A 26,997-nucleotide genomic window follows, 5' to 3' on the forward strand; every position below is an offset into this window, starting at 1 on the left:
CATTAGACATACCTTTGACGAAGTGCAACTTTTATGCCTAATCTCTAGACAGACCTTCGACAGCGTGGAGCATCCGATGACTGAATCCGTGGCCGTGATCGGCGCCGGCGTGTCCGGCCTGACCGCCGGCTATCTGCTCGCGCGCCGGTTCGACGTCACCCTGTTCGAGGCCGAGTCCCGGCTGGGTGGCCATGCCCACACCCACGACGTGACCGATCCGGCCGGACGCCGGCTGGCGGTCGACACCGGTTTCATCGTGCACAACGCCAGCACGTATCCCCTGCTGCGCCGGCTGTTCGGCGAGCTCGGTGTGGGGACGCAGCCGACCGAGATGAGCATGAGTATCAGCGACCCGTCCAGCGGCCTGGAGTTCGCAGGAGGTCGTGGAGTGGGCGGTGTGTTCGCGCAGCGCCGCCGACTCCTCGACGTCTCGTTCTGGCAGCTCTTGACCGAGGTACGCCGGTTCCACCGTCGCGCGGCCGCCTATATCGCGGAGGGTTCGGAGGACGATCTGACGACCTTCGGAGAGTTCCTGGAGGCCGAGGGCTTCAGCCCTGCGTTTGTCCGCCGCTACGCCGTCCCCGTGGTGTCCTGCGTGTGGTCCTGCGGTGGTAGCTCAGCCTTGACGTACCCAGCCCGCTACCTGTTCCGCTTCCTCGACCACCACGGCATGCTCTCGGTCGGCGGCTCACCCCAGTGGCTGACCGTCACGGGCGGCTCTCGTGTCTACGTCGACGCCGTGGCGGACCGCCTCGACGCGGTGCGGGCCGGGCAATCGGTCCGCACCGTCCAGCGACACCCGGACGGTGTCACGGTGACCGTTGCCGACGGCAGCACGTTGGACTTCGACCGGGTGTTTCTGGCAACGCACGCGGATCAAGCACTGACCCTGTTGGCCGACGCGACACCGGACGAGAAGGCTGTACTCGGTTCCTTCGAGTACAGCCACAACCAGACGGTCCTGCACACCGACGTGTCGTTGCTGCCCGCAACGAAGAACGCCCGCGCCTCATGGAACTACGTAGTACGTCCGGGCGCGCCGTTGACGACGTACTGGATGAATCGGCTGCAGGGGCTCGACACCGACGAGACCTACCTCGTGACACTGAACGGTGCCGAGACGGTCGATCCGGCGAAGGTGATCGCACGGATGGACTATCGGCACCCCATCTACACCCCGGAGGCTGTCGCCGCGCAGGGGCGGCTGGCAGGCCTCGAGACCGGTCGGGTCGCGCTGGCGGGGGCGTACCACGGCTGGGGCTTCCATGAGGACGGCTGCCGCGCCGGCGTCGCGGCCGCCGAGTCCTTCGGGGTCCGCTGGTGACGGTCGCCGGAGAGCTCCCCCAACTCCCGGCGATCGTCACCGGCTTCGTCCGGCACGCCCGGTCCGGTCCGGTACGGCACGCGTTCCGGCACCGCGCGTACCAGTGGCTGGTCGACCTGGACGACGTACCGCGGCTGCCGTGGTACCTCCGTCCGCTGGCGCACTTCGACTCGCGCGACCACGTGGACCTGCGGCGCTACCTGGCCGACAACGGGATCGAGTACGACGGCCGGGTCGTCATGCTCGCCAACGCACGAGTACTGGGTCACGTCTTCGACCCCCTCACCGTCTACTGGTGCCTCGACGGCCCGTACGTCGTCGCCGAGGTCCACAACACGTACGGCGAACGACACGTGTACCTGCTCCGCCCGGACGAGCACGGCACTGCCCGTACGGCCAAGGAGTTCTACGTGTCGCCCTTCTACGACGTGTCGGGCAGCTACCGGCTCACGTTCGAGCTGGACCGTGAACGCATCAGGGTGCAGGTCAGACTGTCCAAGGACGACCGGACTGTGTTCGGCGCGAGCTTCGACGGCGTACCGCGACCTGCTACGCGCAAGGCAGTTCTCACGACTGCCCTGCGGATGCCATTGATGCCACAGCGAGTGTCAGCACTCATCCGGATGCACGGCGTGTGGCTGTGGGCGAGGCGACTGCCCGTGGTGAAGCGATGAGGGCCCGGATCGCCCGGCTGATCGTCGACCGAATGTTCGACCAGCTACCCGTACGCGCGGTCTACCCGGATGGGACGGTCCGTGGCCGCGGTGGACCGGAGCTCCGCATCGTCCGGCCGGAGGCCATGTTCGAACGCATTGCCCGCAGCCCCAAGATCGGCCTGGGCGAGGCGTATCAGGCAGGCGACTGGACGGCCGGCGAAGGAACCGACCTGGGCGAGCTGCTGACGCCCTTCGCGGCCCGGGTCACCCAACTCGTCCCGCGACCGCTGCTCAAACTCAGGTGGCTCGTGGACAAGCGGATGCCGCGCACGCTGCGCAACACCCCAACAGGTGCCCGGAGCAACATCAGCGCGCACTACGACCTCAGCAACGCGCTGTTCGCCGCGTTCCTCGACCCCGGGATGACGTACAGCTCCGCACTGTTCGATCACGCCGGCCAGGACCTCGAGGAAGCTCAGCGGCGTAAGGTCGAGCGCATCCTGGACCAGGCCGGCGTCGGCGCCGGGACCCGGTTGCTGGAGATCGGCATCGGTTGGGGCACGCTGGCGATCGCGGCGGCTCAGCGGGGCGCGCACGTCACCGGCATCACCTTGTCGACCGAGCAGTTGCGGCTGGCCAGGAGGCGGGTCGCCGACGCGGGACTGACCCATCGGGTCGAACTGCGGTTACAGGACTACCGCGCGGTGACCGGTTCCTACGACGCGATCGTCAGCGTGGAGATGATCGAGGCGGTGGGGGCCGAGTACTGGCCGGAGTATTTCCGCACGCTCGAGCGGCTGCTCGCGCCGGGCGGATCCATTGCCCTGCAGGCGATTCTGATGGACCACGATCGGATGCTGGTCACCCGGAACTCGTACGGCTGGATCCAGAAGTACATCTTTCCCGGCGGGCTGATCCCGTCCCGGACCGCGATCGACGAGACGCTGGCGAAGTACGCACAACTGGCGGTCGAAGACGACTACCGGTTCGGTGCGGACTACGCGGAGACGCTCCGGCGGTGGCGGCACAACTTCGCGGCCAACTGGCCGCTCATCCGGGAGCAGGGATTCGACGAGACGTTCCGGCGGACGTGGGAGTTCTACCTGGCCTACAGCGAGGCCGGCTTCGCCTCCGGGTACCTCGACGTCGGGCAACTGCGTCTGGGTCAGCTGTCGGGCAGCGAGAACATCGACAGGACCACCCGGTCCTTGCCGGGGGCTGCGGCCAGGTAGGGCTCGATCAGCTCGGTGAAGCGGGCGCGGAAGTCGTCCAGGTCCTGTTGGCTCATGTACATCGCCAGTTGGGAGTAGCCGACCTGGTTCATGCGTGGGTAGAGGTCGCCGTTGTCGATGACTCTGTCGAAGTCGGCGGCCAGCCGGGTGAGCATCATCAGGAACGCCTGCCGGTGCTGGTCGGGGGTCATCGCCCGGGCCTCACGCTCGTCGATCCGGCCGACCTTGGTCTGGTCGAGGGTGAGAGTTCGTTCGGTGGTGCCGCGGATCTTCCGTTCGCGCACGACCGTCAGGTAGCCGGCGTCGATCAGCGCTGCCACATGGCGGTAGAGCGTCGTCGCCGGGATGTCGGGGAGGTCGCGTTTGAGGTCCGTGGTGGTGACCTCGCGACCTAGGACCCGTTGCATGATGCGCCAGCGGATCGGGTGCAGCAGGACGTCCAGCACCGGGGTCGGCGACTCCGCCATCAGCTCTCCATCAGGGTTCTTTCAGGGTATCCATTGATACCAACAGTGGTAATAATAGCGGAAACGGAAGCATTCACCTTCGCCCGAGGAGACGTGCCGTGTCGCTCACCCGTCGTACGTTGCTCAAGTCCGCGGCGGCCGCTGTGCCGGTTGCTGCGCTCACCACTCTGCCTTCATCCGCCATTACGGTCCGGGAACCGTTCGCGATCGGCCGGTTGGTGGACAAGATCGAGGCCGGGATGGCGAAGTACGCGATTCCCGGCGCAGGGCTCGGGGTCTGGTACCGCGGCCGCGAGTACATGCGCGGCTTCGGCGTGACCAACTTGGACACCAAGGAGCCGGTGTCGCCGGACACCGCGTTCCGGATCGGGTCGACGTCCAAGACGTTCACCGCGACCGCGATCATGCGCCTGGTCGAGCAGGGGCGGATCAGCCTGGAGCGGCCGGTCCGTGCGTACCTGCCGGACTTCGCGGCCGCCGATCCCGCGGTCGCACGACGGGTCACCGTACGGCAGTTGCTGAACCACTCGGCCGGCTGGCAGGGCGACTACTTCGAGGACACCGGGGACGGCGACGACGCGCTGGCGAAGTACGTCGCGGATCTGACGAAGGTCCCGCAGCTCACACCGCTCGGAAAGGTGTTCTCGTACAACAACGCCGCCCTCGGCGTCGCCGGGCGAGTACTGGAGGCCGTGTACGGGAAGCCGTACGAAACCGCCGTACGGGAGCTGTTGCTCGACCCGCTCGAGCTGGAGCACAGCAGGTTCTTCCGGAGCGAGCTGGACGGGTTGAGCGTGGCTACGGCGCACAACGTCGTCAACGGCAAGGCCGTGGCCGAGCCGTTGTTCGACGCGATGCCCCGGAGCCTGCACGCGGCAGGCGGGTTGATCTCGAGCGCCCGGGACCAGCTGCGGTACGCACGGTTCCACCTGGGACACCGGGGTCTTCCCCCGGTGCTCAGCGACCGCACCAGGCTTGCCATGCAGTCACACCCGGGCCCTGGCGGCACGCTGTTCGTGGAGCTGAACGGTGTCGGTGTCAGCTGGATGCTGCGGCCTACAGCACAAGGACCGACGGTGGTGCAGCACGGTGGGGACTGGAACGGCCAGCACTCCGGTTTCCTGTTCGTACCGCAGCGGGACTTCGCGATCACGCTGCTCACCAATTCCGAGAGCGGGCCGACGCTGCTGGCTGAGCTGTTCGCTGACGACTGGGCGTTGCAGGAGTTCGCAGGGCTCAACAACCTCCCCGCCGTGCCGCGCCCGCCTCACCGGCTGAGCGAGTACGTGGGCACGTACGTCGCACAGCAGATCGGCTTCGACGGCAAGTCCGAGGAGATCGGTCTTGATGTCACGGCCGACAACGGCGAGCTGGCGGCGAGTGTTGGCGGCCAGCCGATGTTCCGGTTCGCCTTCTATCGCAAGGACTTCGTACTGGCGCTCAACCCGGACGGCACGTCCACCCACACCCGTGCGGACTTCGTCCGTGGCAAGAGCGGCCAGGTGGAGTGGCTGCGGTTCAGCGGCCGGCTGTTCCGCTTCCACCCCACTGGCACCCGCCGGCCGAAGGCATTCAGCCACCGCGTCCTCTAGTCCGTACTGACCATCCACAGGTGCCCGTCGGGGTCGGTGAAGGTCGCGAGGTACGCCCAGGGCTCACGGGTCGGTGCGGTGACCTGCACCGCCCCCGCGGCGACGGCCCTCGCCACTGCCGCGTCGACAGCCTCCTCGCTGTCGACGCGCAGGCCGAGGATGCACTCGCTCTGGCCGGGTGCGGCCGCCGGCTGCTTGCCGAGGACCCAGCCGAACCCGCCGGTCGGGATCAGCATCATCGTCACGTCGTCGGCGAGCCGGAACTGCAGCGGCTCGGGGATCCCGTCCGGTCCGAGCTCGTCGCCGACCGGCGTGAGCCCGAGGGCCTGCCGGTAGAAGGCGTGCGAGCGTGGGCGGTCGTCGATCGGGAGGCTGATGATCATCGGGCAACTCCTGCGGTGAAGCGGTCGGCGGCGTGGCCGGACAGGTGGCCGGGTGGGAGGTGACGGCCGCTGAGGACCATCAGCAGATCCTGCGCCGTACCGGTGAGCGGGCGGCCGGTGCCGAACGTCCACGGTAGGTCGGTGGCCCGCAGCTGTACGTCGGCCAGGTCCACCGCGAAGTACTTCACATGCTTGGGCCGCAACGCTCCGAGGACGTACTGAACACGCTCGTGCGGCACCTGGCGGTCGATGCCCAGGGCAATGGTCATGTCGAGCCCGTGGATCACGTCGTGCGAGAGCGCACCCTCGAAGCCACCACCGGGCGGTTTCCAAGGATTGTCGACGTTCTGCTGCAGACATTCGACCAGCTCCGCCGACGTGAGCCGCTCCGCGTCCTGCCGCGCCTGCCGGTCGGCGTACCGGTTGAAGTTGCCCCCGGCCCGGATCATCCCGGCGACGAATCGCGGCGGCCGGATCCGGTATGCCATCGTGATGTGCGAGACCACCTCCCGCACCCGCCAGCCGGTACACAACGTCGGCCGATCCCAATCCACCTCGGGGAGTCCACGCAGCAGCTCCGCGAGGTCGGTCCGCTCCCCCGCCACAGCATCTCTGATATCCGTCATACCCGACCGACGAACGGATCAGGCGGTGACAGACACCTCCTGCAATCTCTTCTCCAGATAGCGGCGCTCGGCCTCGGTCGTAGCCAGTGCCAGGGCCTCCCGGTAGGACTCGGCAGCTTCGGTGCGGCGGCCGAGGCGGCGGAGGAAGTCCGCACGCGTCGCGGGGAGCAGGTAGTAGCCCGTCAACTCGCCCGCAGCCAGTTCGTCGACCAGGCGGAGACCTACAGCCGGGCCGTCTGCCATGCCGATCGCTACAGCTCGGTTGAGTGCGACCACTGGGGTTTGCGGGAGTTGCGCATACAGGGCGGCGATCTGGTGCCAGTCCGTTTCTGCCGGCGCGGCGGCTGTTGCGTGACACGCAGCGATCGCTGCTTGGATCTGGTACGGACCGGGATGCCCACGGTGCAGTGCGGAGTCCAGAACTTCTACGGCCTCTGCGATCTGCGCGTGGTCCCACCTGGCGCGGTCCTGGTCGTCCAGGGTGACCAGGGCTCCGTCCGGTGCCAGCCGTGTTTCGCGGCGCGCGTCGTGGAAGAGCATGAGCGCAAGGAGCCCAGCGGCCTCAGGTTCGTCCGGCATGAGTTGGCGCAGCAGCCGCGCGAGGCGGATCGCTTCAGTGGTCAGCTGGCGTCTGACGACATCGGAGTACCCCTCGTTGAAGAGGAGGTACAGCACGGCCAGTACTGCGGGGGTGCGCTCAGGCAGGAGGCGTGCGGGCGGTACGCGGTACGGGATGCCTGCGTGCTGGATCTTCTGCTTCGCCCGCGTCAGCCGCTTCGACATGGTCGTCTCCGGTACCAGGAACGCGCGGGCGATCTCCGCCGTACTCAGACCGGCCAGGGTCCGCAACGTAAGGGCCACGCGCGCCTCCATGGCCAGCGCGGGATGGCAACACGTGAACATCAACCGCAGCCGGTCGTCCGGTACGTCGTACTGCTGCTCTTGCTGCTCTTGCTGGTCTACGCCGAGCGCCGCGATCTCCTGCAGCTTGGCCGCGCCCACAGCCTCGCGGCGCAGCCAGTCGATCGCACGGTTGCGTGCGGTCGTCGTCAGCCACGCACCAGGCCGGTCGGGTACGCCGTCGGACGGCCAGCGCTGGAGCGCCGCCGCAAAGGCTTCCTGCGCGCACTCCTCAGCCAACTGCCAGTCGCCGGTCAACCGGATCAGCGTGGCGACCACCTGGCCCCACTCCTGCCGGTAGATCTCCTCGAACGTCACACCGGCGGCTCGAACACGGGCCGGATCTCGATCGTGCCGTACCCGGCGGCCGGGTGCTTCGCCGCGATCTCGATCGCCTCGTCCAGATCGGCGCAGTCGATCAGCACGAAGCCGCCGATCTGTTCCTTGGTCTCGGCGAACGGCCCGTCGGTGAGCAGTACGTCGCCGTCGCGAACCCGGACCGTGGTGGCCTCGTCCGGCGGCCGCAACCCGGCCCCGCCCGCCACCACGCCGCGGGCTTCCATCTCCTCGGTCCAGCCGCCGCAGCCGTCGTTCGCGTGCGCCGCCGCGGACTCGTCGCCGGCAATCATCAGCAGGTACTTCACGCCCTCATCCTCGCAGGTCTAGCGTCGGCAGCAAGGAACTCTTTGGGGGAGGTACGGCGATGACAGGTCGGATCGTGCACTTCGAGGTGCCGTACGACGACGGTGAGCGAGCGCGGGCGTTCTACCGCGAGGCGTTCGGGTGGAACCTGATGGAGATGCCCGAACTGAACTACACGATGGTGTCCACCGGGCCGGTGAACGACCAGCAGATGCCGGCCGAACCGGGCTTCATCAACGGCGGGATGTTCCAGCGCGGCACCGGCAACGCCGATCTCACCCGGCCGGTGCTGACCGTCGACGTATCCGACATCGACGCGGCGTGGAAGACGATCGAGAGCCTCGGCGGGGAGCGGGTCGGCGAGAAGCTGCCGGTCGGCGACATGGGCTTCGCCGCGTACTTCAAGGACCCGGAGGGCAATATTCTCGGCCTCTGGCAATCAGCCTGACGCCGGGTTGTCACCGGAGCGACCTAGACTGCGGAGAGTGTTGGCTCCGGTGGCGTCCTCGGGAGGACTGAATGCCTGACCGTATCCAGACCATTGCGTATCCGGCGCCCGGGTCGCGGCCGTCACGGCGGGATCCGGATCCGCTGGCCCCGCATGTGATCGTGCTGTTCGGCGCGACCGGTGACCTGGCCAAGCGCAAGCTGCTGCCGGGCCTGGCCTATCTGCAGCAGTCCCGGTTCACCCCCGACGTCCGGATCATCGGTACGGCGACCGAGGACCTGACCACCGAGGAGTTCCGGGGCCGCGCCCGGGAGGCGGTCGAGACGTTCGGCATGCACAAGCTGACCGACGAGCAGTGGGCGCAGTTCGCCGAGACGCTCGAGTACGTGCCGGTGACGGCCGGACCGGAGGCGCTCGCGGCCGCGGTGAAGGCGGCCGAGGAGCTGCTCGGCCCGGACACCCGGCGGCTGCACTACCTGTCGGTGCCGCCGAAGGCGGCCCAGGCAGTCATCGCGATGCTCCGGGACGCCGATCTGGTCGAGCGCGCCCGGGTGGTGATGGAGAAGCCGTTCGGCGACGACCTGGCCAGCGCGATCGAGCTCAACGACTTCGTCCACGAGACCTTCGACGAGTCGCAGATCTTCCGGATCGACCACTTCCTCGGCAAGGAAGCCGCGCTGAACATCCTCGCCTTCCGGTTCGCGAACGGCCTGTTCGAGCCGATCTGGAACCGCAACTTCATCGACCACGTGCAGATCGACATCCCCGAGTCGCTCGGCCTGGACCAGCGGGCCACCTTCTACGAGCCGACCGGCGCGTTCAAGGACATGGTCGTCACGCACCTGATGCAGGTGATGTCGTTCGTCGCGATGGAGCCGCCGACGGCCCTGGAACCGCGGGCGATCTCGGAGGAGAAGAACAAGGTCTTCCGGTCGATGCTGCCGCTGGACCCGGCCTGCGTCGTTCGCGGTCAGTACTCCGGTTACCGCCACGAGCAGGGTGTCGCGCCGGATTCCGACACCGAGACGTTCATCGCGCTGAAGGTCGAGATCGACAACTGGCGCTGGGCGGGCGTGCCGTTCTTCCTGCGGACCGGGAAGAAGATGGCCGAGGGCCAGCGGATCATCTCGATCGCGTTCAAGGAGGCACCGAAGACGATGTTCCCGGCCGGTTCCGGGGTCGGCTCGGAAGGCCCGGACCACCTGACCTTCGACCTGGCCGACTCGTCGCGGGTGTCGCTGTCGTTCTACGGCAAGCGCCCCGGGCCGGGCATGCGGCTGGAGAAGCTGTCGATGCAGTTCTCCACGCAGGAGACGGCCGGCGCCGCCGACGTACTCGAGGCGTACGAGCGGCTGATCCTGGACGCGATGCGCGGGGACCACACGCTGTTCACCACCGCCGAGGGCATCGAGTCGCTGTGGGACCGCTCCGCGCCGCTGCTCGAGGACCCGCCGCCCGTCAAGCCGTACCAGCCCGGCACCTGGGGCCCGAACGCGATCCACCAGCTGATCGCCCCGCGCGCCTGGCGGCTCCCCTTCGAGCGGGAGTGGCGGGAGTAGTTCGTTAGGCTGCCGCGCATGCGGGAGATTCTGGTCATCGGGGTCGGTGCGGGCGATCCGGAACAGGTGACGATGCAGGCCGTGTCGGCGCTGAACCGGACCGACGTGTTCTTCGTGCTCGACAAGGGCGAGGTCAAGCAGGAGCTGGTCGATCTCCGGTCGGAGATCCTCCGGCGGTACGCGACCTCGAAGCAGTACCGCGTCGTCGTCGGCCAGGATCCGGAGCGGGACCGGACGACACCGGCGTACGTCGAAGCCGTCGACGACTGGCGGCGCCGCCGCGCCGACGTGATCGCGGAGCTGATCGCGGCCGAGCTGGGCGAGGACCAGGTCGGGGCGTTCCTGGTCTGGGGCGATCCGTCGCTGTACGACAGCACGCTGGCGATCCTCGACGACATCACCGCGCGCGGCGAGCTGGCGTTCGAGGTGGAGGTGATCCCCGGCATCAGCAGCGTGTCGACGCTGGCCGCCCGGCACCGGGTCGGGCTGAACCAGGTCGGCCGCCCGATCCAGATCACCACCGGCCGCCGCCTCGCTGCCGAGTGGCCGGACGGGGTGGACGACGTCGTGGTGATGCTGGATGCGCAGACAGCGTTCAGCCGACATGTCGACCAGGACGCCGACATCTACTGGGGCGCCTATCTGGGAACACCGGATGAACTGCTGATCTCGGGGCCGTTGCACGAGGTCGCGCCCGAGATCGAGAAGGCCCGCGCCGAGGCCCGCGAGCGCAAGGGGTGGATCATGGATACGTACCTCTTGAGGCGTCCGGGTAGACCAAAGTCTTAGTGGCTTTGGCCGTCCGACCGAAGCCGTCTCGGACGTGTCCGGCAGAGGCTGCTGGGTATGAAGAGAATCTTGGCGGTGTTGGCGGCGAGCGGACTGTCGGTGGCTTTCGCGGCGCCTGGTGAGGCTGCGCAACCTTCTACTACGGTGCGGACCGACAAAGGGCTGGTGGCGAGCAGGACCGTCGGCGATGCCCTCGTTTACGACGGGATCCCGTACGCCGCTCCGCCCGTTGGTGCGTTGCGATGGAAGGCGCCGCAGCCGGTTCGGGCCTGGAACGGCGTACGGCCGTCGGAGATCGCGAATCTTTGCCCGCAGCAACCGAATTCCGAAGCGCCGGACGGGTCGACCACCGAGGACTGCCTCTATCTGAACGTGACGACGCCGGCGAAACCGTCCACCAAGCCGCGTGCGGTGGTCGTGTGGATACCCGGCGGCGGGTTCTTCTCCGGTGCCGGCAGCAGCTACGAGGCTTCGAAGTTCGCGGCGCGCGGTGACGTGGTCGTTGTCACGGTCAACTACCGGCTCGGCATCTTCGGTTTCTTCGGATACCCCGGTCTGCCGGGCTCAGGGACGTTCGGCGTGCAGGATCAGCAGGCGGCGCTGCGCTGGGTGCAGCGGAACGCCCGCGCGTTCGGCGGCGACCGGCGCAACGTCACGGTCGCGGGCGAATCGGCCGGCGGGATGAGCGTCTGCACGCAACTCACCTCCCCGACGTCGACAGGCCTGTTCGCGAAGGCGATCATGCAGAGCGGCTCGTGCGCGTTCAACTGGGCCGACAACAGCCAGTACCCGGGCCAGGCCGCGGACTCGCCGTGGATCCCGGCGCGCCGGGTCGAGGCGAACGGCAAGGACTGGGCGAAGAGCAAGAAGCTGTCCTGCACCACGATCGAGTGCCTGCGCGGCCTCAAGACCGACGTACTCATGGACGACCTCATGCAGTTCACCCAGATCGGGTACGGCGAAAGTGCCGCCGTGCCGTTCAGCCCCGCGAAGGCGATGAAGGCCGGGCTGTTCCACCGGGTGCCGATCATCTCCGGAAACAACCACGACGAGGCGAACGGGTGGCTGCCCGCGTTCGGAGACATCAAGGACTACCCGGCGCTGGTGAAGAACATGGTCGGCGCTGCGAAGGCGCCTGCGGTACTGCGTCACTACCCGCAGTCCCGCTACGAGTCCGCGGCCGCGGCGTGGGGTGCTGTGACGACGGACCGGATCTGGTCGTGCACGCAGGTCGCCACGGATCAGCAGGCCGCTCGGAAGATGCCTGTGTACGCGTACGAGTTCGCGGACAAGCACTCACCGATTTCGACGCCGGGGCTGGGCGCCGCACATGCCATGGAGCTGCCGTACCTGTTCCGGCTCGGCGGGTTCGACCTGCCGATGTCCGCGACCCAGCAGACGCTGTCGAACCAGATGATCGACTACTGGACGGCCTTCGCCCGCACCGGCAACCCGAACGGTCCCGGCCGCCCGCAGTGGTCCCCTACCACCGGCGGGTCGGTCAGCGGCCTCTCACTCGCACCGACCGACCAGACCGGCATCCGCAACGTCAGCATCAGCTCGGAACACCAGTGTGACTTCTGGGCGTCTCTGGGTGCTTGATGCGCCACACCCGCATCACCATCGACGGCAGGAGTAGCAGCAGCATCGCGTAGAAGTTGACGCCCGGCACGAGGGAGCCGAGCAGGAACGCGACCAGCGTGAACCCGGTCAGCACCAGGGAGCCGACCAGCTCCCGTTGACTGACCGGGTTGTCCGGTGCCTCGAGCTCCCGGTGCCCGCGGACCATCACGGCGAGCCCGGACTGACAGATGCTGAGCACAAGGATGGTTCCGATGTACAGACCGGCGACGAACCGATCGCTGTCGAACGCGCCGATGATCTCGGTGGTGAACGGCAGCACGACGATCGTGAGCAGCCAGAGCAGGTTCAGCCGCATGAGGCCCGGGGTGTAGAACCGGACATGCTCGAAGATCCGGTGGTGCCCCAGCCAGAAGTTCGCGATCACGACGAAGCTCAGCAGGAACGTGAAGATCTCCTGCCGGTGCTCGGTGATCACACTGGCGGCGTCACCGCCGTGGCTCTTCACCTCGGGCACCAGGTCCACCAGTGGCAGTACGAGCAGCGTGATGGCGATCGCGACGACCGCGTCCGTGAACAGCACCAGCCGGTCAGGGTCTCTCGTCGTACTCACGGCCGCCAACAGTAGCTGTTTTCCGGAGCATCGTGACTGCCAGCACGGCGGCCGCGAGTACGAAACCGGCCGCAGCCAGCCAGGCTGCGCCGTAGCCGTCCCGCAGCGCGAGCAGTTCCCCTTCGGCTGCGCGGCCGGCAGTGGTCGAGGCCGCGAGCGTGGCGAGTACTGCGGTTCCGACGGCTGCACCGGCTTGCTGAGCGGTGTTGTTCAGTCCTGATGCCAGTCCGGCGTCGCTCGGATCCGCACCGGACATGGCCAACATGATGGCGGCCGGGATCGCCACACCGATGCCTGCGCCCATGACGGCGAGCACCGGTCCGACGTCGACGACGTACGAGCCGTCCACTGGCGCCCTGCTGATCCAGAGCAGTGCCAGCAGGAAGACGAGGAGTCCCGCGATCAGCATCTTGCGCGGGCCGAAGCGGACGGTCAGGCGTGGCGCGAGTGACAGGGACATCAGTGCGTTCATGAGGGGCGCGGGCAGGAACGCCAGGCCGGTCGTGAGCGAGTCGTAGCCGAGTACGCGCTGCACGTAGAGCGCGGTGGTGAACTGGAAGCCGAAGCCGGCGGCGAAGAGCAGGACGACGATGAGGTTGGCCACGGTGAGCTGGCGCTTACGGAAGATGCGTAGGGCAAGCAGTGGGTTCTTGATGCGTGCCTGCCGTACGACGAACGCCGTCAGCAGCAGGACCGCCGCGGTCGCTTCCAAGAGCGTCCGGGGCAGCGTCGCTTGCGGTTCTGCCGTCTGGACGATCGTGTACACGGCCAGGGACAACCCGGCGGTTACCAGTACTGCGCCGACCACGTCTGCACCGTTCGCAAGGCCGAGACCCGGTTGATGAGCCAGCAGCCGTACGGCGAACACGAGCGCCGCCAGACCGATCGGGACGTTGATGAGGAACGCCCAGTGCCAGCCGATCGTCTGCGTGATCACGCCACCGAAGATGAGGCCGATCGACGCACCGCTGGCCGCGGTGAAGCTGTAGACGCCCATCGCCCGCGCCTGCTCGCCCGGTGCCGGGAACAGGTTCACGATCATCCCCAGAATCACCGCCGACGCGAGCGCCCCACCGACCCCCTGCAGGAACCGCCCGGCGATCAGCGCGCCGGCGTCGGTCGCCAGTCCGCACCACAACGACGCAGCCGTGAACAACCCGAGCCCCGCGACGAAGACGCGCTTGCTCCCGACGAGGTCGCCGATCCGCCCGGCCAGTAGCAACAGGCCCGCGAACGCGATCAGGTACGAGTTCATCACCCAGGCCAGCCCGGCCTGCGAAAAGCCCAGATCCCCTTGGATCGTCGGCAACGCGACCGTCACCACGGTCCCGTCCAGAATGATCATCAACTGCATCACGCAGAGCACGACCAGCGCCTTCGCCCGCCCGCGCGCCGCAACCGCCCCGACGCCGTCCACCAACTCGCCTACAGCCACAGCCTTCTCCCATCTCCAGACCGGATGAGAGAGACCTTAACAGATAGTCCTGTAATAGACGATCTTCTATCGGAGGATTTATCCGACGCGTTGGCGGGAGCGCCGGACCGGCTGGGCAGTCACCGGGGTGGCGAGCGGGCCGTCCACGAGCGTGGTGATCGCAGCGACGAACGGCTCGCGCTGCGAGGCGGCGAGGGCGGCCAGGGCCTCGGCGTGGACACGGTCGACGATGCGCTGACCTTCGGCGGCGATCCGGGCGCCGGACTCGGTGACGGCGATGATGCGGGCGCGGCGATCGGTGGCCGACGGCTTGCGTTCGGCGTACCCGGCCTTCTCCAGCGCGTCGACCGTCACGACCATCGTGGTCTTGTCCATGTAGGCCAGCTCGGCAATCTGGATCTGGGTGCGCTCTGCCTCGAGCGCGTGCCGCAGAACGCACTGCATGCGCAGCGTCAGGCCGATCTCGGCCAGCGCAGCGGACAACTGCGTCTCCAGCACGTGGCCGGCATGCGTCAGATAGCCCGTGAGATCAGGGACGGTACGTTCCGGAAGTTGCGCCATACCGTCGAGAGTAGCCCGAAACTATCTACCCCCAGATAATCCCAAGCCAGATTATTCCCGGCGAGCGCCGCAGCTTGCCAGCCCGAACGGGCGCGGGAATGCGACGGCTTGGTTGGTGTGGACTGCGGTGTCGTGAAATCGCGAGCTGAGGGGCTGCGGCGCGGGTTGCCTGGGAGGTATGACTACGCAGCTCGCAACCCGGCCGGCCGTGCGGTGGTACGGCGTCGGCGCGGTGACGCTCGGGATCTTCGCGATCGTCACCACGGAGATCCTCCCCATCGGCCTGCTCACTCCGATCGGCGCGGACTTCGCACTCACGCCGGGGCGTACCGGGTGGCTGATGACGATGCCAGGGCTCATCGCCGCGGTCGCGGCTCCGGTCGTCACGCTCGCTACGGCCCGGCTGGACCGGCGATTGATGCTGTGCGCACTGATGGTCCTGCTGGCCGTCGCCGGCTTCCTCGCCGCGGCCGCGCCGTTCTTCTGGCTCGAGCTCGTCGCGCGGTTCCTGGTCGGTCTGACGATCGGCGGCTTCTGGTCGATCGGCGCGGGTTTGGCCGGGCGGCTGGTGCCGGAGCCCTGGACGACCCGGGCCACGGCCGTCATCTTCTCGGCGGTCCCTCTGGGCTCGGTGCTCGGCGTACCGGCTGGGACCTTCGTCGGTGAGCTGGTGGGCTGGCGTACGTCGTTCGCTGCACTCGGGGTGCTGTCGGTACTGGCCCTGGTCGCGCTGCGTACTACGGTGCCGCCGCTTCCGCCACTGCAGGTGACGCGTGCCGCGGTACTCGGGAAGGCGCTCCGCAGCAGCCGAATGGCCGTCGTCGTCACGTGTCTGATCGTGACGGCGCATTTCGCGACCTACACGTACGTGACGCCGTTCCTGCGAGAGGTGGTGCGGCCGGAGCTCATCGGGTTGTTCCTCCTGGTGTACGGCGCTGCGGGTCTGGTGGGCAACATCGTCGCCGGGCTGTACGCCGGGCGGACGACCTTCGCGGTCTGTGCGGGGTTGATCGCCGCGGCGACGTTGCTGATGCCGGTGGCAGGCCGCAGTACCGCAGGGGCGTTGCTCTTGCTGGTGGTGTGGGGGCTGGGGTACGGCGGCGTACCGGTGTGTTCGATGAGCATGTTCGCCGCGGCTGTGCCTGAGTCTCGGGAGGCCGCGACTGTGTGGTTCACCTCCTCTTTCCAGGCCGTCTTGTCGGCTGGAGCACTGGTCGGCGGGCTGGTGGTGGACGCCTGGTCGGTGTCGGTGGTGATGGTGGCCGGTGGGTGCTGCGCGGTGCTGACGGTGGGCGTCCTGCTGTGGTCCAGAACACAGCAGGATTCGGGCACGTAGCATCACGCCTGTGGCGAGGACCGAAGTCGACCGATGCCCTGGTGTGCTGTCCGTACACCAGGCCGCTGACGGCGGTCTGGCCCGTGTACGGCTGCCTGGCGGACGGCTGACGCCGGCACAGCTCGACGTACTGCGGCTGGCTGCCGCAGAGCTGGGTGACGGGCGCCTGGAGCTCACGTCCCGCGCCAACGTCCAGCTGCGTGGGCTGGCCGCCGACGGACCGCGGGAGTTGTCGGACCGGTTGTTCACGGCTGGGTTGTTGCCGTCGATCGCTCACGAGCGCGTACGCAACATCCTGGCATCCCCGCTGTCCGGACTGGACGAGGAGTCGCGGTACGACGTACTCCCGCTGGCTGCTGCCCTGGACCAGGCGCTGTGCGCACGCCCCGCGCTGGCTGAGCTGCCGGGCCGGTTCCTGTTCGCACTGGACGACGGGCGCGGCGATCTGACCGACCTCCACGCCGACGTGCATGTACGTGCGCTGGACGAGCACTCCGCCCTGCTGTGCATCGGTGCTTATGCCACGCAGGTCGACTGGCCCAGCGTTCCAGACCTCATGCTCGATGCAGCCCAGTCCTTCCTCGCGCTCCGCGACCAGGAGTGGCGGATCGCCGAGCTCGCTGGCGGCGCAGAGCAGATCTTCCGACAACTGGGCCTGCAGCCAAGCGAGACGGCGGCTCCAACAACGGTGTCTGCCACCGCTGGCGTCCACGGCTCGGCTCTCGTAGTCACCGTGCCCCTGGGCAGCCTCACCCAAGAGCAGGCGGCGGCGCTGACACAGGTCGCTCCCGAGATCCGCATCACCCCATGGCGCTCAGTCGTGGTGCCGGCAACTGCACGCGGCCTGCAAGACGTCGGGCTGATCACCACACCGAACTCGCTGTGGGAAGGCGTAACCGCCTGCGCCGGCCGCCCTGGCTGCGCGAAGGCCCTGGCCGACGTCAGAGCAGACGCGACCCGTCTGATGCCGGAGATGGAGAGAGACGGCAGGCGGGTGCATTGGTCTGCGTGTGAGCGGCGCTGTGGAAAGCCGGGGGGATTGTTCGTGGATGTGGTGTCGGTGGCGGACGGGTATCTGGTGGATGGGGAACGGGTGTGAGTTACGAGTACGAGCGGGACGGCGCGGAGATCTACCGGCGGTCGTTCGCGACGATTCGGGCCGAGGCGGAGCTCGGTGGACTGCCGAGTGACGTCGCGCAGGTTGCGGTACGGATGATTCATGCGTCCGGGATGACCGACCTGGTCGCGGATCTCGAGTGGTCGCCTGGCGTGGTGAAGGCTGCTCGCGCCGCGCTTCAGGCCGGCGCGCCCGTGTTGTGCGACGCCCAGATGGTCGCGGCCGGTATCACCCGCCGTCGCCTGCCGGCCGACAACGAGGTGATCTGCACGCTGCAGGACCCACGGACCGTCGAACTCGCGCAGCAACTGCGGACCACCCGCAGCGCAGCGGCTGTCGACCTGTGGACGGACCGCCTCGACGGCGCGGTTGTTGCCATCGGCAACGCTCCGACGACACTGTTCCGGCTGCTCGAGGTCGTCGCCGCGGGCGCACCGCGGCCGGCCGCGGTGCTCGGCATCCCGGTCGGATTCATCGGCGCCGCCGAATCCAAGCAGGCGCTGGCCGGGAACGACCTCGGCCTGGAATACCTGGTGGTGAAGGGCCGGCGCGGCGGAAGTGCGATCACCGCCGCCGCCGTCAACGCGATTGCGAGTGAGGAAGAGTGACCGGTCGGCTGTGGGGCGTCGGTCTGGGCCCCGGTGATCCCGAGCTCGTGACGGTGAAGGCGGCGCGGTTGATCGGCGCCGCGGACGTGATCGCCTTTCACAGTGCGCGGCACGGGCGGAGTATCGCGCGGTCGGTCGCCGCGCCGTACCTGACCGAGGGTCAGCTCGAGGAGCACCTCGTCTACCCGTTGACCACCGAGACCACCGACCACCCGCGCGGCTACCAGGGCGCGATGGACGACTTCTACGCCGACTGCGCCGCCCGGCTGGCCGCGCACCTCGACGCCGGTCGTGACGTCGTCGTCCTCGCGGAAGGCGACCCGCTCTTCTACGGCTCGTACATGCACATGCACAAGCGCCTCACGGACCGCTACCCGTGCGAGGTCGTCCCAGGCGTGACCTCGGTCAGCGCGGCGGCCGCCGTACTCGGCCGCCCGCTCTGCGAACGCGACGAGATCCTCACCGTCCTACCAGGCACGCTCCCACCGGACGTCCTCGCCGACCGCCTCCGCTCCACCGACGCGGCAGCCGTCATGAAGCTCGGGCGCACCTTCGGAGGAGTTCGTGAGGCCTTCGAACTCGCAGGCCGCGCCGACGAGGCCTGGTACGTCGAACGCGCGACCACGGACGCCCAGCGAACGCTCCCGCTCAACGACGTCGACCCGGACGAGGTTCCGTACTTCTCCCTCGCCCTGCTCCCGAGCCCCCTCAACAACACCTTCACTCCGCCAACCACGAAGACGGCACACGAGGGCTCGGTGACCGTAGTGGGCCTCGGCCCGGCCGGCCCCGAGTGGATGACGCCTGAGGTACGGGCCGCGATCGCAGGCGCCGACGACGTCATCGGCTACACGACGTACGTGGACCGCCTCCCGGACCGCGCCCGTCAGCGGAAACACGGTTCGGACAACCGCGTGGAGTCCGAGCGGGCCGCCTTCGCGCTGGACCTGGCCCGCAAGGGCTCCAAGGTCGTCGTGGTGTCCTCCGGCGACCCAGGCGTGTTCGCCATGGCCAGTGCGGTCACAGAGGTCGCCGCAGAGCCGGAGTACGCCGACATCGCCGTACACGTGCTGCCTGGCATGACGGCAGCTCAGGCCGTCGCCAGCCGCGTCGGAGCACCGCTGGGACACGACTACTGCGTGCTGTCGCTGTCGGATCGCCTGAAGCCGTGGGAGATCATCGCGCAGCGGCTGACGGCCGCCGCGCAGGCAGACCTGGCGATCGCGATCTACAACCCCGCCTCGAAGTCCCGCACCTGGCAGGTGGAAGCCACTCGCGACCTGCTTCTCGAACACCGCTCCCCCGACACACCGGTCGTCGTCGGCCGCGACGTGGGCGGCCCGGAGGAGTCGATCACCGTGACAACCCTCGCCGAACTCGCCGCTCAAACGATTGACATGCGTTGCCTGTTGCTGATCGGCTCGTCGCAGACCCGTACCGTGACCCGCCCCGCGGGTGCGCTCGTCTTCACTCCGCGTCGCTACCCCGAGACGCTCAGTGAAGGCACACCAGGAGTCAGTTAAATCCGTACTCCGCTTGTGTCAGGCACAGCACGGACGGGTAGAGACGCCCCGGAAGCCGATCTGTGAGGAGTCAGCGGACATGAGCCAGCAGTACCCGGGCGACACCGCCACGATCACCACGCCCGCCGGTGACACCAGCACCCAGCGGTACGAGGAGGCGCGCGCAGCGGCCAGCCGGGCGATGGACACGATCACCGTGGCCCCGGAGCAGCCACTGCGGACTCCACCGGAGGCCCCTGAGAACGCAGACCTCGACCTGGACCTGCTGTCCTACCGCGGGTTCAAGTTCGGCGCCGCCTTCTTCGGCTACCTGATCGCGATCTCCATGTCCGTACTCCTGATGGCTGCCGTGTCCGCAGCCTCGTTCGGCACCGCGCAGGTGCTCGACTACACGACCAGTGACGCGAAGGCGCAGCCCGGTGCGGCCTTGATCACCGCGGCCGGTGTCAGCATCTTCATGCTCATGCTGGCGTTCTACAGCGGCGGCTACGTCGCCGGCCGCCTGGCGCGCTTCGACGGCGGACGGCAAGGCTTCGGGGTCTGGGTGATCGCCCTGCTCGTCGGAGTGGTCGCAGCGGGTCTCGGATGGTTCCTGGACAGCCAGTACAGCCTGGTCGACGACGTGAACTGGCCGAGCCTGGCACTGTCCCACAACACGCTGCTCCTCGGCGGCGGCGTCGCGGCCGCCACCCTGCTGCTCCTGACGCTGCTGGCCGCGCTCGTCGGCGGCAAGGCCGGAAAGCGTTACCACGACCGCATCGACGAATTGCTCTGAGCTGGTTCCGTCGGTTTCCCCGCCGGGTACTTGTTCGAGTACACGGGGCTTGTCCGGTGAGGAGAAGCTGACATGACTCAGCAACACGAAGAAGACACCCGCGTCGAGCGGCTCGGACCGTCCGAGATGTACGCCGACGAGAGCCCGGCGACGTCCACCCGGGACGAGGTCGTGCCGTCGCACCGCCGCTCCACGAGCGGGGCCACGTTCTACGGCTGGCTGGTCGCGATCGGCATGATCGCCCTGCTGACCGGGATCATCGGAGCGATCGCGACAGCGGTCGACTACGCGCTCACCATCAACTGGAACGCAGCCAAGGGCAGTGCCAGTACGGCCGGCACCGTCGGGATCGTCTCGGTCGTGGTCCTGCTGCTGGTACTGGCGATCGCCTACTACTCCGGCGGCTCCGTCGCCGCGCGGCTCGCGCGGGCGCACGGCGGGCTGCACGGTTTCGGCGTCTGGCTGCTCGGCATCGTCGTGACCGCGATCGTCGCGGGGCTCGCGGCGCTGGCCGGTTCGGAGTACGACGTACTGAACCGGGTCGACCTGCCCTCGCTGCCGATCGCGGACAACACGCTGACGACCGGCGGTCTGGTCGCGGTCGCTGCCGCTGTGGTCATCACGCTGATCGCCGCGGTCGCCGGCGGTCTGTCAGGGCAGCGACGGATCGACTAGCACCTGGGAAGAGCTGAGCCTGGCTTCGCGTTGATCACCATGTGCTCGAAGTAGCGGTGATCGGTGCGGGCCAGGCGGGGCTGTCCGCCGCGTACCACCTCGTCCGTCTCGGCTTCACGCCGTTCGACGAGGTGGTCGTGCTGGACCGCAACGCCGAGCCGGGCGGTGCCTGGCAGCACCGGTGGGACTCGCTGACGATGCACGACGTGCACGGGATCGCCAACCTGCCCGGTGTACCGGTGCCGTCCAGTGTCGGCGCGGAGCGGGCGAACCAGTTCGTTCCGTCGTACTTCGCTGACTACGAGAAGCGGTTCGAGCTCCCCGTCGTACGACCCGTGGCGGTCGAGAGTGTGCGGGAGATCGACGGCGGGTTCGCGCTCGAGACGTCAGCCGGCAAGTACTCTGCGGCGGCTCTCGTCAACGCGACGGGAACGTGGGACCGGCCGTTCATTCCGTGGTACCCGGGCATTGAGACGTTCAAGGGTCGTCAACTGCACACTGCGGACTACCGTGGCGCGGCTGAGCTGGCCGGACAGCACGTGCTTGTCGTCGGCGGCGGAGCGTCCGCGGTGCAACTGCTGGCGGAGATCTCCGAAGTGGCGACCACTACGTGGGTTACCCGACGCCCTCCCGAATGGCGCACCGGTGAGGACTTCACGCCGGAGTACGGGCGTCAGGTCGTGGCACGCGTCGAAGAGCGTGTCCGTGCCGGTCTGCCACCGCGCAGCGTCGTCAGCGTGACCGGACTGCATCTGCGCGAGCAGGAACAGGCTGCGTGGGCCCGTGGTGTCTACAGTCGCCTGCCCATGTTCTCCCGCATCACCCCGGACGGTGTGGAATGGCCTGACGGCAGCCAGCAGCACGTGGACACGATCCTTTGGGCCACCGGCTTCCGCGCAGACCTCGCCCACCTGGCCCCGCTACACCTTCGCGAGCGCTCCGGAGGCATCCGAATGAACGGCACAGCGACCGTCCTCGACCCACGCATCCACCTGGTCGGCTACGGCCCGTCCGCCAGCACGATCGGCGCCAACCGCGCAGGCTTTACCGCTGCCCGAGCCCTCCGCGATGTCCTGCGGTCAACGCATGATCAGGGTGAGCAGGTCAGCGCCTAGCGTCGTCAGGGCGTCGTTGTTGAGGTGGTAGGCGACGAAGCGGCCCTCGCGTTCGGCTGTCACCAGGCCGGCTCTGGTGAGTGCACGGAGATGACGGGTGACCTGGGTGGGATGCAGGCCCCAGAGCGCCGCGATCTCTCCTGCCGTGCGGGGCTCGCTGGCTACGGCTCGGCAGACCTGCAGGCGGTCGGGCGATGCCAGCGCGTCCAGCCGGGCGCGGATCTGCTGGGCGGTCGGTACGTCGGCCGCGCGGCCGACTGCCGGGTACAGGATCGTGATCGGTTCGCCCGGGATCTCGCCGACGAACAAGTGCGGGGCAATGTAGTTGCTGGGGGCAAGCAACAGCGAGCGCGTGCTGATATCGATCCGCTTGCTCTGCACCTTCTGCACGACGACACTGTCGGCGTCCCGTACGTCGATGGCGGCGTCCAGCGAACGCAGCATGACGCCTACGCCGTCACGTATCGCCAGGTCGCGGTCGTGCCGACCACGGGCGGCCAGGGCGTCGCGTGACTCGTCCCAGACGTGGCGGAACCACTCCCGCCAGCAGGCGTCCAGCAGGTCGGTGAAGCGCCGTACCGGCTCAGCAGGGTCCGTCAGGAGCGCCTCCACCAGTACTGCGGTCGACCGGCCACGACTGCGCGCCCAGTGGAGTACGGCGGCGTTGTCGGTGGCGCGGCTGCTCAACGGACGGCCGCGCAGGGGACGGACCAGTTCGGCGGCCACCTCCTCCGGCGGACGCTTCTTGAGCGCTGCGAGCTCGTCGTCCCATGACGGCATCCCGATCGCGGGTGAGGTCGCGAAGAAGCGTGCCCGGACCGCGCGCACAGTCCAGGTCCACTGCGCGAGCTCCGCCCGAAGCCCATCCGACAGCGGCACCCTGGCTGCCCATTCAGCACGGTCATGGTGCCGCGGCTCGGCCAGGACATGGAGCGCGCAGCCGAGCTCGATCAGCGGTGAGGCGACGTGACGAATCCGCTCGGCGTCGAGCAGGCTCACGCCCGCGAGAACAGTCGGCACTCAGTCCTTCAGTTTGAACTGGAGGTCGGTGACCCAGTCGTTCATGTCGGGGACCTCGCGGGGGTCGGAGCGGTAGACCTCGAGGCGGGCGGTCCAGTGGTCGCCGGTGGCGTCCCACTCCACGCCCTGCTCCTCGCCCCAGGCGAGCAGATCGCCGGTCGCCTGCACCAGACCGTCGGGGTGTCCGTGATACGTGCTGGTCGCGTACCGGCCGGCCGGGATCACCCCGGTGACGATCTCGCCCTCGCCGGAGTGCAGGTCGTCGACCGGGAACCCGATCTCGAGCGTCAGCCCCGCCTCCATGTCGACCACGTCGTACTTGAAGAACGGTGCGTCGTTCGGCGCGATCTCCTTGGCCGCGAGCCAGTCGACCACCTCCCGCATCCGGTCCGCGAACGCCGCGATCCCGTCCATCGCGACCGTGCCCCGCAACGCGACGTACGGCCGCTCCCCCAACTCCACGATCTCCGGCATGACGATCCTCCGAAACTCGATGTTGTCCACAACCTACCGGAGCAGCCAGGAGCAGCGGTGTACTGAGTGCAGGGGGTTGTCATGGTCAAGTTTCTCGCCGCGGTTCTCGCACTCTTACTGATCGGCCTACCGGCGTACGGCGAGCCGACGACGCCGATCACCTACAACGCCGGTACGACGGCCACCCGGTTCACCGGACCGGCCTTCGACACCTGCACCGCGCCGACGCTCGCGCAGATGACCGCGTGGAAGGCCTCGCCGTACAAGGCCATCGCGATCTACTTCGGTGGCGTCAACCGAACGTGTGCGCAGTCGCAGCTGACACCGGCCTGGGTCACGTCGGTCACCGCCATGGGCTGGCGGCTCGTGCCCGTCTACCTTGGTCTCCAAGCGCCCTGTGGCACCCGCAAGTACAAGATGTCCACGGCCTCCTCCAACCGCGACGCGGTCCGGGACGCCGACGACGCGGTCGCGAAGGCCAAGGCACTGGGCCTGCTGCCCGGCAGCGCGCTCTACAACGACATGGAGAACTACGACCGCACCAACACCGTGTGCCGGTCTGCGGTCCTGCACTACCTGTCCGCGTGGACGAAAGAGCTGCACGCGCAGCGCTACGTCTCCGGGGTGTATGTCAACCAGGCCTCGGGCGCCCCCGACCTCGCAGCGGCCTACAACTCGAGCTCCTACGCCCGGCCGGACGCCCTGTGGATCGCCCGCTGGGACGGCAACAGCGCCCTGACCGGTTGGCCGCCCGTACCGAACACGTTCTGGGCCGTCGGTCAGCGGGGCAAGCAGTACCGGGGCGACCACACCGAGACGTACGGCGGCGTGACGCTCAACATCGACAACGACCGCTTCGACGCACCGGTCGCCAGCGTTGCGTACCGGTACACCGTCCGTACGACGATCCACTCGTACAGCGGGCCGTCCACGGCGTACCCGGTCCGCTCTACCATCGCGGCCGGCGCAGCGGTCCGCCTTGTGTGCCAGACGTTCGGGCCGAAGATCGGTACGACGACGGTGTGGGACAAGCTCATCGACGGTACGTACGTCACCGACTACTACGTCCGTACGCCGAACAAGACCGGCTACAGCGCACCGCTGCCGGGCTGCAGCTTCCCGTTCCAGACCACGATCAACGGGCTCTCCCGGCGGTACGGCCCGGGTACGGCGTACGCGACGTACCCGAGCACACTGCCGATCGGTTCACTTGCCTGGGTGACCTGCCAGGCTCCCGGTTCCAAGGTCGGTACCACAGCGGTCTGGGACCGTCTGACCGACAGGAGCTGGGTGACTGACTACTACGTTGCCACAGGGAGCAACACGTCGTACACGGCACCGATCCGCCGCTGCTAGCTCGCCCACGGCGGCTGAACCGCCGTGCCGTCCGCCATGTAGCCGGTGAAGCCCGCGGTGACCGCGACGATCAGCTCTGCCTTCTCCTCGCCGAGATTGGTCAACGAGATCGGCTCACCGGCCGGTACGACGAGAGCGTCGCCCGGGCCGAGCTTCTCCTCGCTGATCTGCACGCTGCCCTTGAGCACCATGAACACCTCGTCGCGGTCCAGCGTGTGCGGTGCGTCGCCGCCGTGGCCGACGTCGACGGTGAGCCGCCAGGTGCACAGCCCGGCCGAACCGCGGGCCGGCGCGGCGTACCCGGTGAACTCGACCCCCGGCAAGTGGAACCGCGGCGCCTCGTCCGCTCTGATGACCTGCATTGGTCCCCCTCCTCATTTAGACAAGCTGACTTGACCAAGTCAGCTTGACTATCATGACCGGTATGACGCGCTCGGGCAAGACCGATATCGGCATCCTGCTGATCCTCGCGGACCAGGAGTTCGTCCGCGAACTCCGCGAGTACGTGACCAGTCAGGGCTTCGACGACCAAGGGCGGTCGGACGGCTTCGTCCTCCGCACGCTGCACGACGGCCCGACCACGATCAGCCGGCTCGCCGACCGGCTGGTGATCACCAAGCAGGGCGCCGGCCAGATCGCCGACGACATGGAACGGCGCGGGTACCTCGAACGGCTCCCCGATCCGTCCGACGCCCGCGCCCGTCTCCTGCACCTGACCGCTCGCGGCGAAGCTGCCCTCGCGGCCGCCCGCCGGTTCCACCAGACCTACGAACGCCGCCTGCGCAAGCGCCTCGGCGACGCAGCGGTCGACACCTTCCGCGACGTACTGACCGAGATGGCCGGCGAGGCCCAGGTCAGCACGCCGCACTTCCGCGCGCTGATGTTCTAGAAGTACTGCTGTTCTAGAAGTACTGCGGGAACAGGTCGTTGGTCGGCCAGGACCTGACGCCGTTCGCGGCCGTCCACAGGGCCGCGTCGATATCGCCGTACGACTTGCCGCTCGCGTCGTCGCGGCGGTTGAACAGAGCGGCCCAGCTCATCCCGTTGTACGTGCGGACCATCAGCGTGTACGTGCCGGGCATGCTGCCGGTGTGCCACGTGTTCCGGCCGGTGCCACCGGTGACCGGGCGGATCTGCCAGCCGAGACCGTAGTACCAGCCGTCGGAGTTCACGCCGATCGACGGCTTCGCCCAGACGCGGCTCAGCGACGTACTGTTCAGGACGCTCGACGGCGCGTCGAACATCTTCGCCCAGCGCACCAGATCCGGCGCGCTGGCGATCCAGCCGCCGTTCGCGTCCTGGATCCGCATGCTGAACGTGCCGTACGGCGCGGGCACCTTCGTCCCGCTCATGTCGAGGACCGTCGGCCCGGAGTACTGCGACTCGTACGACGTCTCGCCGCTGTGCTTCGCGATCGAGTACCCGAGTGCCATCCGGTTGATCTTCAGCGGCGCGAGCAACTTCTGCTTGACGTAGTTCTCGTAGCTGAGCCCGCTGACCTTCTCGATCACGCGGCCGGCCAGCGTGTAGCCGAAGTTCGAGTACGCGTACTTCGTCCCCGGGTCGAAGTCGAGCTTCTGCCCGGCGACGTACTTGATCACGTCCGACGTGTGCAGCTCCATCGGTACGCCGAGCGTCCGGGAGATCGTGGCGTCCTTCCACTCGGGGTCACCGGACACGTCCCGATCCCAGCCGCCCAGGTGCTGCAACACCTTCCACAACGTGATCTTCGACCAGCGCGGGTCCCGGGTCAGCCCGGCGGCCGGCTTGATCTCGATGATGTTCGCGACCGGCGTCGACAGGCTCACCTTCCCGTCCTGCACGAGCTTCACGATCGCGGCGGCGGTGATCGACTTCGACAAGCTCGCGATCCGGAACAACGACGTCGGCTGCACGGTCAGCGCGGTCGACGTACTGTAGCCGCGGGCAAGCACCAGCCGGCCTTTGTACGTGACCGCGAGCTGCCCGCCGGTGATCCCGCGGGCCTGCATGAACGCCTTCATCTGATTGTCGAACCCGGCCAACGCCGCCACCGCGGTCCCGGTCGTCTTCCAGGTAGCAGCAGCATCAGCAGGCCGCCCGATCAGATAACCGGCCCCGGTCCCCACCGCAGCGGTAGCACCAGTAGCAACAGCCAACTTCCCGAGACTCCGGCGCGACAACTCCACGAACGTCTTCTCCTTCGACACA

At 68.1% G+C, this 26,997-nt stretch carries 29 protein-coding genes; 17 read left to right on the forward strand and 12 right to left on the reverse strand.

The window, feature by feature from the left end:
- The first annotated feature begins 76 nt into the window (after nucleotides 1-76).
- The 3 genes from FB475_RS37425 to FB475_RS04635 are packed head-to-tail and all read left to right on the forward strand — an operon-like array spanning nucleotide 77 to nucleotide 3,212.
- Complete coding sequence (locus FB475_RS37425) at nucleotides 77-1,324, forward strand: NAD(P)/FAD-dependent oxidoreductase (protein WP_141852841.1); 1,248 nt, start codon at nucleotides 77-79, stop codon at nucleotides 1,322-1,324.
- Complete coding sequence (locus FB475_RS37430; RefSeq protein ID WP_141852843.1) at nucleotides 1,321-1,998, forward strand: DUF1365 domain-containing protein; 678 nt, start codon at nucleotides 1,321-1,323, stop codon at nucleotides 1,996-1,998. The genes FB475_RS37425 and FB475_RS37430 overlap by 4 nt, the downstream gene beginning before the upstream one ends.
- On the forward strand, nucleotides 1,995-3,212 hold the full coding sequence (locus FB475_RS04635; protein WP_141852845.1) for an SAM-dependent methyltransferase: 1,218 nt from the start codon (nucleotides 1,995-1,997) through the stop codon (nucleotides 3,210-3,212). Before FB475_RS37430 ends, FB475_RS04635 begins: the two co-directional genes overlap by 4 nt.
- Here the strand turns inward: FB475_RS04635 and FB475_RS04640 are convergent.
- Nucleotides 3,146-3,679 (reverse strand): helix-turn-helix domain-containing protein, encoded by a 534-nt coding sequence (locus FB475_RS04640; protein WP_141852847.1) that lies wholly within the window; start codon nucleotides 3,677-3,679, stop codon nucleotides 3,146-3,148. The genes FB475_RS04635 and FB475_RS04640 overlap by 67 nt on opposite strands.
- A gap of 98 nt (nucleotides 3,680-3,777) precedes the next feature.
- On the opposite strand from FB475_RS04640, the gene FB475_RS04645 reads away from it, so the two are divergent.
- On the forward strand, nucleotides 3,778-5,271 hold the full coding sequence (locus FB475_RS04645) for a serine hydrolase (RefSeq protein ID WP_141852849.1): 1,494 nt from the start codon (nucleotides 3,778-3,780) through the stop codon (nucleotides 5,269-5,271).
- On the opposite strand, the gene FB475_RS04650 is transcribed toward FB475_RS04645, so the two are convergent.
- The 4 genes from FB475_RS04650 to FB475_RS04665 are packed head-to-tail and all read right to left on the reverse strand — an operon-like array spanning nucleotide 5,268 to nucleotide 7,824.
- Nucleotides 5,268-5,654, reverse strand: a complete 387-nt coding sequence (locus FB475_RS04650; RefSeq protein ID WP_185759068.1) for a VOC family protein — start codon at nucleotides 5,652-5,654, stop codon at nucleotides 5,268-5,270. The two genes, FB475_RS04645 and FB475_RS04650, sit on opposite strands and share 4 nt — an antisense overlap.
- The gene (locus FB475_RS04655; RefSeq protein WP_141852851.1) at nucleotides 5,651-6,280 is read right to left on the reverse strand and encodes a maleylpyruvate isomerase family mycothiol-dependent enzyme; all 630 of its coding nucleotides are present in this window, start codon (nucleotides 6,278-6,280) and stop codon (nucleotides 5,651-5,653) included. The genes FB475_RS04650 and FB475_RS04655 overlap by 4 nt, the downstream gene beginning before the upstream one ends.
- An 18-nt stretch (nucleotides 6,281-6,298) precedes the next feature.
- Nucleotides 6,299-7,498 (reverse strand): RNA polymerase sigma factor, encoded by a 1,200-nt coding sequence (locus tag FB475_RS04660; protein WP_141852853.1) that lies wholly within the window; start codon nucleotides 7,496-7,498, stop codon nucleotides 6,299-6,301.
- On the reverse strand, nucleotides 7,495-7,824 hold the full coding sequence (locus FB475_RS04665) for a YciI family protein (RefSeq protein WP_141852855.1): 330 nt from the start codon (nucleotides 7,822-7,824) through the stop codon (nucleotides 7,495-7,497). The genes FB475_RS04660 and FB475_RS04665 overlap by 4 nt, the downstream gene beginning before the upstream one ends.
- A gap of 59 nt (nucleotides 7,825-7,883) precedes the next feature.
- Between FB475_RS04665 and FB475_RS04670 the strand changes: the two genes are divergently transcribed.
- The 4 genes from FB475_RS04670 to FB475_RS04685 all read left to right on the forward strand — a co-directional run bounded on the left by FB475_RS04670 (nucleotide 7,884) and on the right by FB475_RS04685 (nucleotide 12,220).
- Nucleotides 7,884-8,270 carry a VOC family protein gene (locus FB475_RS04670; RefSeq protein ID WP_141852858.1) on the forward strand — a complete coding sequence of 129 codons (387 nt, stop codon included), beginning with the start codon at nucleotides 7,884-7,886 and terminating at the stop codon, nucleotides 8,268-8,270.
- A gap of 71 nt (nucleotides 8,271-8,341) precedes the next feature.
- On the forward strand, nucleotides 8,342-9,829 hold the full coding sequence (gene zwf, locus FB475_RS04675) for a glucose-6-phosphate dehydrogenase (protein WP_141852860.1): 1,488 nt from the start codon (nucleotides 8,342-8,344) through the stop codon (nucleotides 9,827-9,829).
- Between the two features lie 18 nt (nucleotides 9,830-9,847).
- Complete coding sequence (gene cobF / locus FB475_RS04680; protein WP_141852862.1) at nucleotides 9,848-10,618, forward strand: precorrin-6A synthase (deacetylating); 771 nt, start codon at nucleotides 9,848-9,850, stop codon at nucleotides 10,616-10,618.
- Nucleotides 10,619-10,675: 57 nt separating this feature from the next.
- Nucleotides 10,676-12,220 (forward strand): carboxylesterase/lipase family protein, encoded by a 1,545-nt coding sequence (locus tag FB475_RS04685; protein WP_202878255.1) that lies wholly within the window; start codon nucleotides 10,676-10,678, stop codon nucleotides 12,218-12,220.
- On the opposite strand, the gene FB475_RS04690 is transcribed toward FB475_RS04685, so the two are convergent.
- The 3 genes from FB475_RS04690 to FB475_RS04700 form a co-directional block, all read right to left on the reverse strand.
- Nucleotides 12,174-12,812, reverse strand: a complete 639-nt coding sequence (locus FB475_RS04690; RefSeq protein ID WP_185759070.1) for a TMEM175 family protein — start codon at nucleotides 12,810-12,812, stop codon at nucleotides 12,174-12,176. The two genes, FB475_RS04685 and FB475_RS04690, sit on opposite strands and share 47 nt — an antisense overlap.
- Entirely contained in the window at nucleotides 12,790-14,247 is a 1,458-nt protein-coding gene (locus FB475_RS04695) for a DHA2 family efflux MFS transporter permease subunit (protein ID WP_238331959.1), read from the reverse strand. The genes FB475_RS04690 and FB475_RS04695 overlap by 23 nt, the downstream gene beginning before the upstream one ends.
- Before the next feature lie 78 nt (nucleotides 14,248-14,325).
- Nucleotides 14,326-14,808: a MarR family winged helix-turn-helix transcriptional regulator gene (locus FB475_RS04700; protein WP_141852866.1), complete on the reverse strand. Its 483-nt coding sequence runs from the start codon at nucleotides 14,806-14,808 to the stop codon at nucleotides 14,326-14,328.
- Nucleotides 14,809-14,986: 178 nt separating this feature from the next.
- Between FB475_RS04700 and FB475_RS04705 the strand changes: the two genes are divergently transcribed.
- The 7 genes from FB475_RS04705 (at nucleotide 14,987) to FB475_RS04735 (ending at nucleotide 21,957) form a co-directional block, all read left to right on the forward strand.
- Nucleotides 14,987-16,144 (forward strand): MFS transporter, encoded by a 1,158-nt coding sequence (locus FB475_RS04705; protein ID WP_141852869.1) that lies wholly within the window; start codon nucleotides 14,987-14,989, stop codon nucleotides 16,142-16,144.
- A gap of 10 nt (nucleotides 16,145-16,154) precedes the next feature.
- Nucleotides 16,155-17,243 carry a nitrite/sulfite reductase gene (locus FB475_RS04710; RefSeq protein WP_238331960.1) on the forward strand — a complete coding sequence of 363 codons (1,089 nt, stop codon included), beginning with the start codon at nucleotides 16,155-16,157 and terminating at the stop codon, nucleotides 17,241-17,243.
- On the forward strand, nucleotides 17,240-17,869 hold the full coding sequence (locus tag FB475_RS04715) for a precorrin-8X methylmutase (protein WP_141852873.1): 630 nt from the start codon (nucleotides 17,240-17,242) through the stop codon (nucleotides 17,867-17,869). Before FB475_RS04710 ends, FB475_RS04715 begins: the two co-directional genes overlap by 4 nt.
- Nucleotides 17,866-19,392 (forward strand): precorrin-3B C(17)-methyltransferase, encoded by a 1,527-nt coding sequence (cobJ, locus tag FB475_RS04720; protein WP_141852875.1) that lies wholly within the window; start codon nucleotides 17,866-17,868, stop codon nucleotides 19,390-19,392. The genes FB475_RS04715 and cobJ overlap by 4 nt, the downstream gene beginning before the upstream one ends.
- Nucleotides 19,393-19,471: 79 nt before the next feature.
- Nucleotides 19,472-20,167 carry a hypothetical protein gene (locus tag FB475_RS04725; RefSeq protein WP_141852877.1) on the forward strand — a complete coding sequence of 232 codons (696 nt, stop codon included), beginning with the start codon at nucleotides 19,472-19,474 and terminating at the stop codon, nucleotides 20,165-20,167.
- 72 nt (nucleotides 20,168-20,239) lie between these two features.
- Nucleotides 20,240-20,842 carry a hypothetical protein gene (locus tag FB475_RS04730; RefSeq protein ID WP_141852879.1) on the forward strand — a complete coding sequence of 201 codons (603 nt, stop codon included), beginning with the start codon at nucleotides 20,240-20,242 and terminating at the stop codon, nucleotides 20,840-20,842.
- Nucleotides 20,843-20,883: 41 nt separating this feature from the next.
- Nucleotides 20,884-21,957, forward strand: a complete 1,074-nt coding sequence (locus FB475_RS04735) for an FAD-dependent oxidoreductase (protein WP_141852881.1) — start codon at nucleotides 20,884-20,886, stop codon at nucleotides 21,955-21,957.
- Here FB475_RS04735 and FB475_RS04740 read toward each other — a convergent pair.
- Both FB475_RS04740 and FB475_RS04745 read right to left on the reverse strand, forming a co-directional pair.
- On the reverse strand, nucleotides 21,922-22,977 hold the full coding sequence (locus FB475_RS04740) for an ArsR/SmtB family transcription factor (RefSeq protein WP_141852883.1): 1,056 nt from the start codon (nucleotides 22,975-22,977) through the stop codon (nucleotides 21,922-21,924). The genes FB475_RS04735 and FB475_RS04740 overlap by 36 nt on opposite strands.
- Nucleotides 22,978-23,451: a GyrI-like domain-containing protein gene (locus FB475_RS04745; protein WP_141852885.1), complete on the reverse strand. Its 474-nt coding sequence runs from the start codon at nucleotides 23,449-23,451 to the stop codon at nucleotides 22,978-22,980.
- A gap of 81 nt (nucleotides 23,452-23,532) precedes the next feature.
- Here FB475_RS04745 and FB475_RS04750 point away from each other — a divergent pair, with 81 nt between their 5' ends.
- On the forward strand, nucleotides 23,533-24,807 hold the full coding sequence (locus FB475_RS04750) for a glycoside hydrolase domain-containing protein (protein WP_141852887.1): 1,275 nt from the start codon (nucleotides 23,533-23,535) through the stop codon (nucleotides 24,805-24,807).
- On the opposite strand, the gene FB475_RS04755 is transcribed toward FB475_RS04750, so the two are convergent.
- Nucleotides 24,804-25,169 (reverse strand): cupin domain-containing protein, encoded by a 366-nt coding sequence (locus tag FB475_RS04755; RefSeq protein ID WP_141852889.1) that lies wholly within the window; start codon nucleotides 25,167-25,169, stop codon nucleotides 24,804-24,806. The genes FB475_RS04750 and FB475_RS04755 overlap by 4 nt on opposite strands.
- A gap of 62 nt (nucleotides 25,170-25,231) precedes the next feature.
- Here FB475_RS04755 and FB475_RS04760 point away from each other — a divergent pair, with 62 nt between their 5' ends.
- Nucleotides 25,232-25,696, forward strand: a complete 465-nt coding sequence (locus FB475_RS04760; protein WP_185759072.1) for a MarR family winged helix-turn-helix transcriptional regulator — start codon at nucleotides 25,232-25,234, stop codon at nucleotides 25,694-25,696.
- Nucleotides 25,697-25,709: 13 nt separating this feature from the next.
- Here the strand turns inward: FB475_RS04760 and FB475_RS04765 are convergent, their stop codons facing one another.
- Nucleotides 25,710-26,996, reverse strand: a complete 1,287-nt coding sequence (locus tag FB475_RS04765) for a serine hydrolase domain-containing protein (RefSeq protein WP_202878256.1) — start codon at nucleotides 26,994-26,996, stop codon at nucleotides 25,710-25,712.
- Nucleotide 26,997: the final 1 nt, after the last annotated feature.

It is taken from the genome of Kribbella jejuensis (assembly GCF_006715085.1).
Taxonomy (GTDB): Bacteria; Actinomycetota; Actinomycetes; order Propionibacteriales; family Kribbellaceae; genus Kribbella; species Kribbella jejuensis.

What these genes read in the sequence shown, in the direction of transcription:
- FB475_RS37425 (WP_141852841.1), top strand. Translation starts at nt 77, where the DNA reads ATGACTGAATCCGTGGCCGTGATCGGCGCCGGCGTGTCCGGCCTGACC.
- FB475_RS04635 (WP_141852845.1), top strand. Translation starts at nt 1,995, where the DNA reads ATGAGGGCCCGGATCGCCCGGCTGATCGTCGACCGAATGTTCGACCAG.
- FB475_RS04640 (WP_141852847.1), bottom strand. Translation starts at nt 3,679, where the DNA reads ATGGCGGAGTCGCCGACCCCGGTGCTGGACGTCCTGCTGCACCCGATC.
- FB475_RS04650 (WP_185759068.1), bottom strand. Translation starts at nt 5,654, where the DNA reads ATGATCATCAGCCTCCCGATCGACGACCGCCCACGCTCGCACGCCTTC.
- FB475_RS04655 (WP_141852851.1), bottom strand. Translation starts at nt 6,280, where the DNA reads ATGACGGATATCAGAGATGCTGTGGCGGGGGAGCGGACCGACCTCGCG.
- FB475_RS04670 (WP_141852858.1), top strand. Translation starts at nt 7,884, where the DNA reads ATGACAGGTCGGATCGTGCACTTCGAGGTGCCGTACGACGACGGTGAG.
- zwf (WP_141852860.1), top strand. Translation starts at nt 8,342, where the DNA reads ATGCCTGACCGTATCCAGACCATTGCGTATCCGGCGCCCGGGTCGCGG.
- cobF (WP_141852862.1), top strand. Translation starts at nt 9,848, where the DNA reads ATGCGGGAGATTCTGGTCATCGGGGTCGGTGCGGGCGATCCGGAACAG.
- FB475_RS04685 (WP_202878255.1), top strand. Translation starts at nt 10,676, where the DNA reads ATGAAGAGAATCTTGGCGGTGTTGGCGGCGAGCGGACTGTCGGTGGCT.
- FB475_RS04700 (WP_141852866.1), bottom strand. Translation starts at nt 14,808, where the DNA reads ATGGCGCAACTTCCGGAACGTACCGTCCCTGATCTCACGGGCTATCTG.
- FB475_RS04705 (WP_141852869.1), top strand. Translation starts at nt 14,987, where the DNA reads ATGACTACGCAGCTCGCAACCCGGCCGGCCGTGCGGTGGTACGGCGTC.
- FB475_RS04725 (WP_141852877.1), top strand. Translation starts at nt 19,472, where the DNA reads ATGAGCCAGCAGTACCCGGGCGACACCGCCACGATCACCACGCCCGCC.
- FB475_RS04730 (WP_141852879.1), top strand. Translation starts at nt 20,240, where the DNA reads ATGACTCAGCAACACGAAGAAGACACCCGCGTCGAGCGGCTCGGACCG.
- FB475_RS04745 (WP_141852885.1), bottom strand. Translation starts at nt 23,451, where the DNA reads ATGCCGGAGATCGTGGAGTTGGGGGAGCGGCCGTACGTCGCGTTGCGG.
- FB475_RS04750 (WP_141852887.1), top strand. Translation starts at nt 23,533, where the DNA reads ATGGTCAAGTTTCTCGCCGCGGTTCTCGCACTCTTACTGATCGGCCTA.
- FB475_RS04755 (WP_141852889.1), bottom strand. Translation starts at nt 25,169, where the DNA reads ATGCAGGTCATCAGAGCGGACGAGGCGCCGCGGTTCCACTTGCCGGGG.
- FB475_RS04760 (WP_185759072.1), top strand. Translation starts at nt 25,232, where the DNA reads ATGACGCGCTCGGGCAAGACCGATATCGGCATCCTGCTGATCCTCGCG.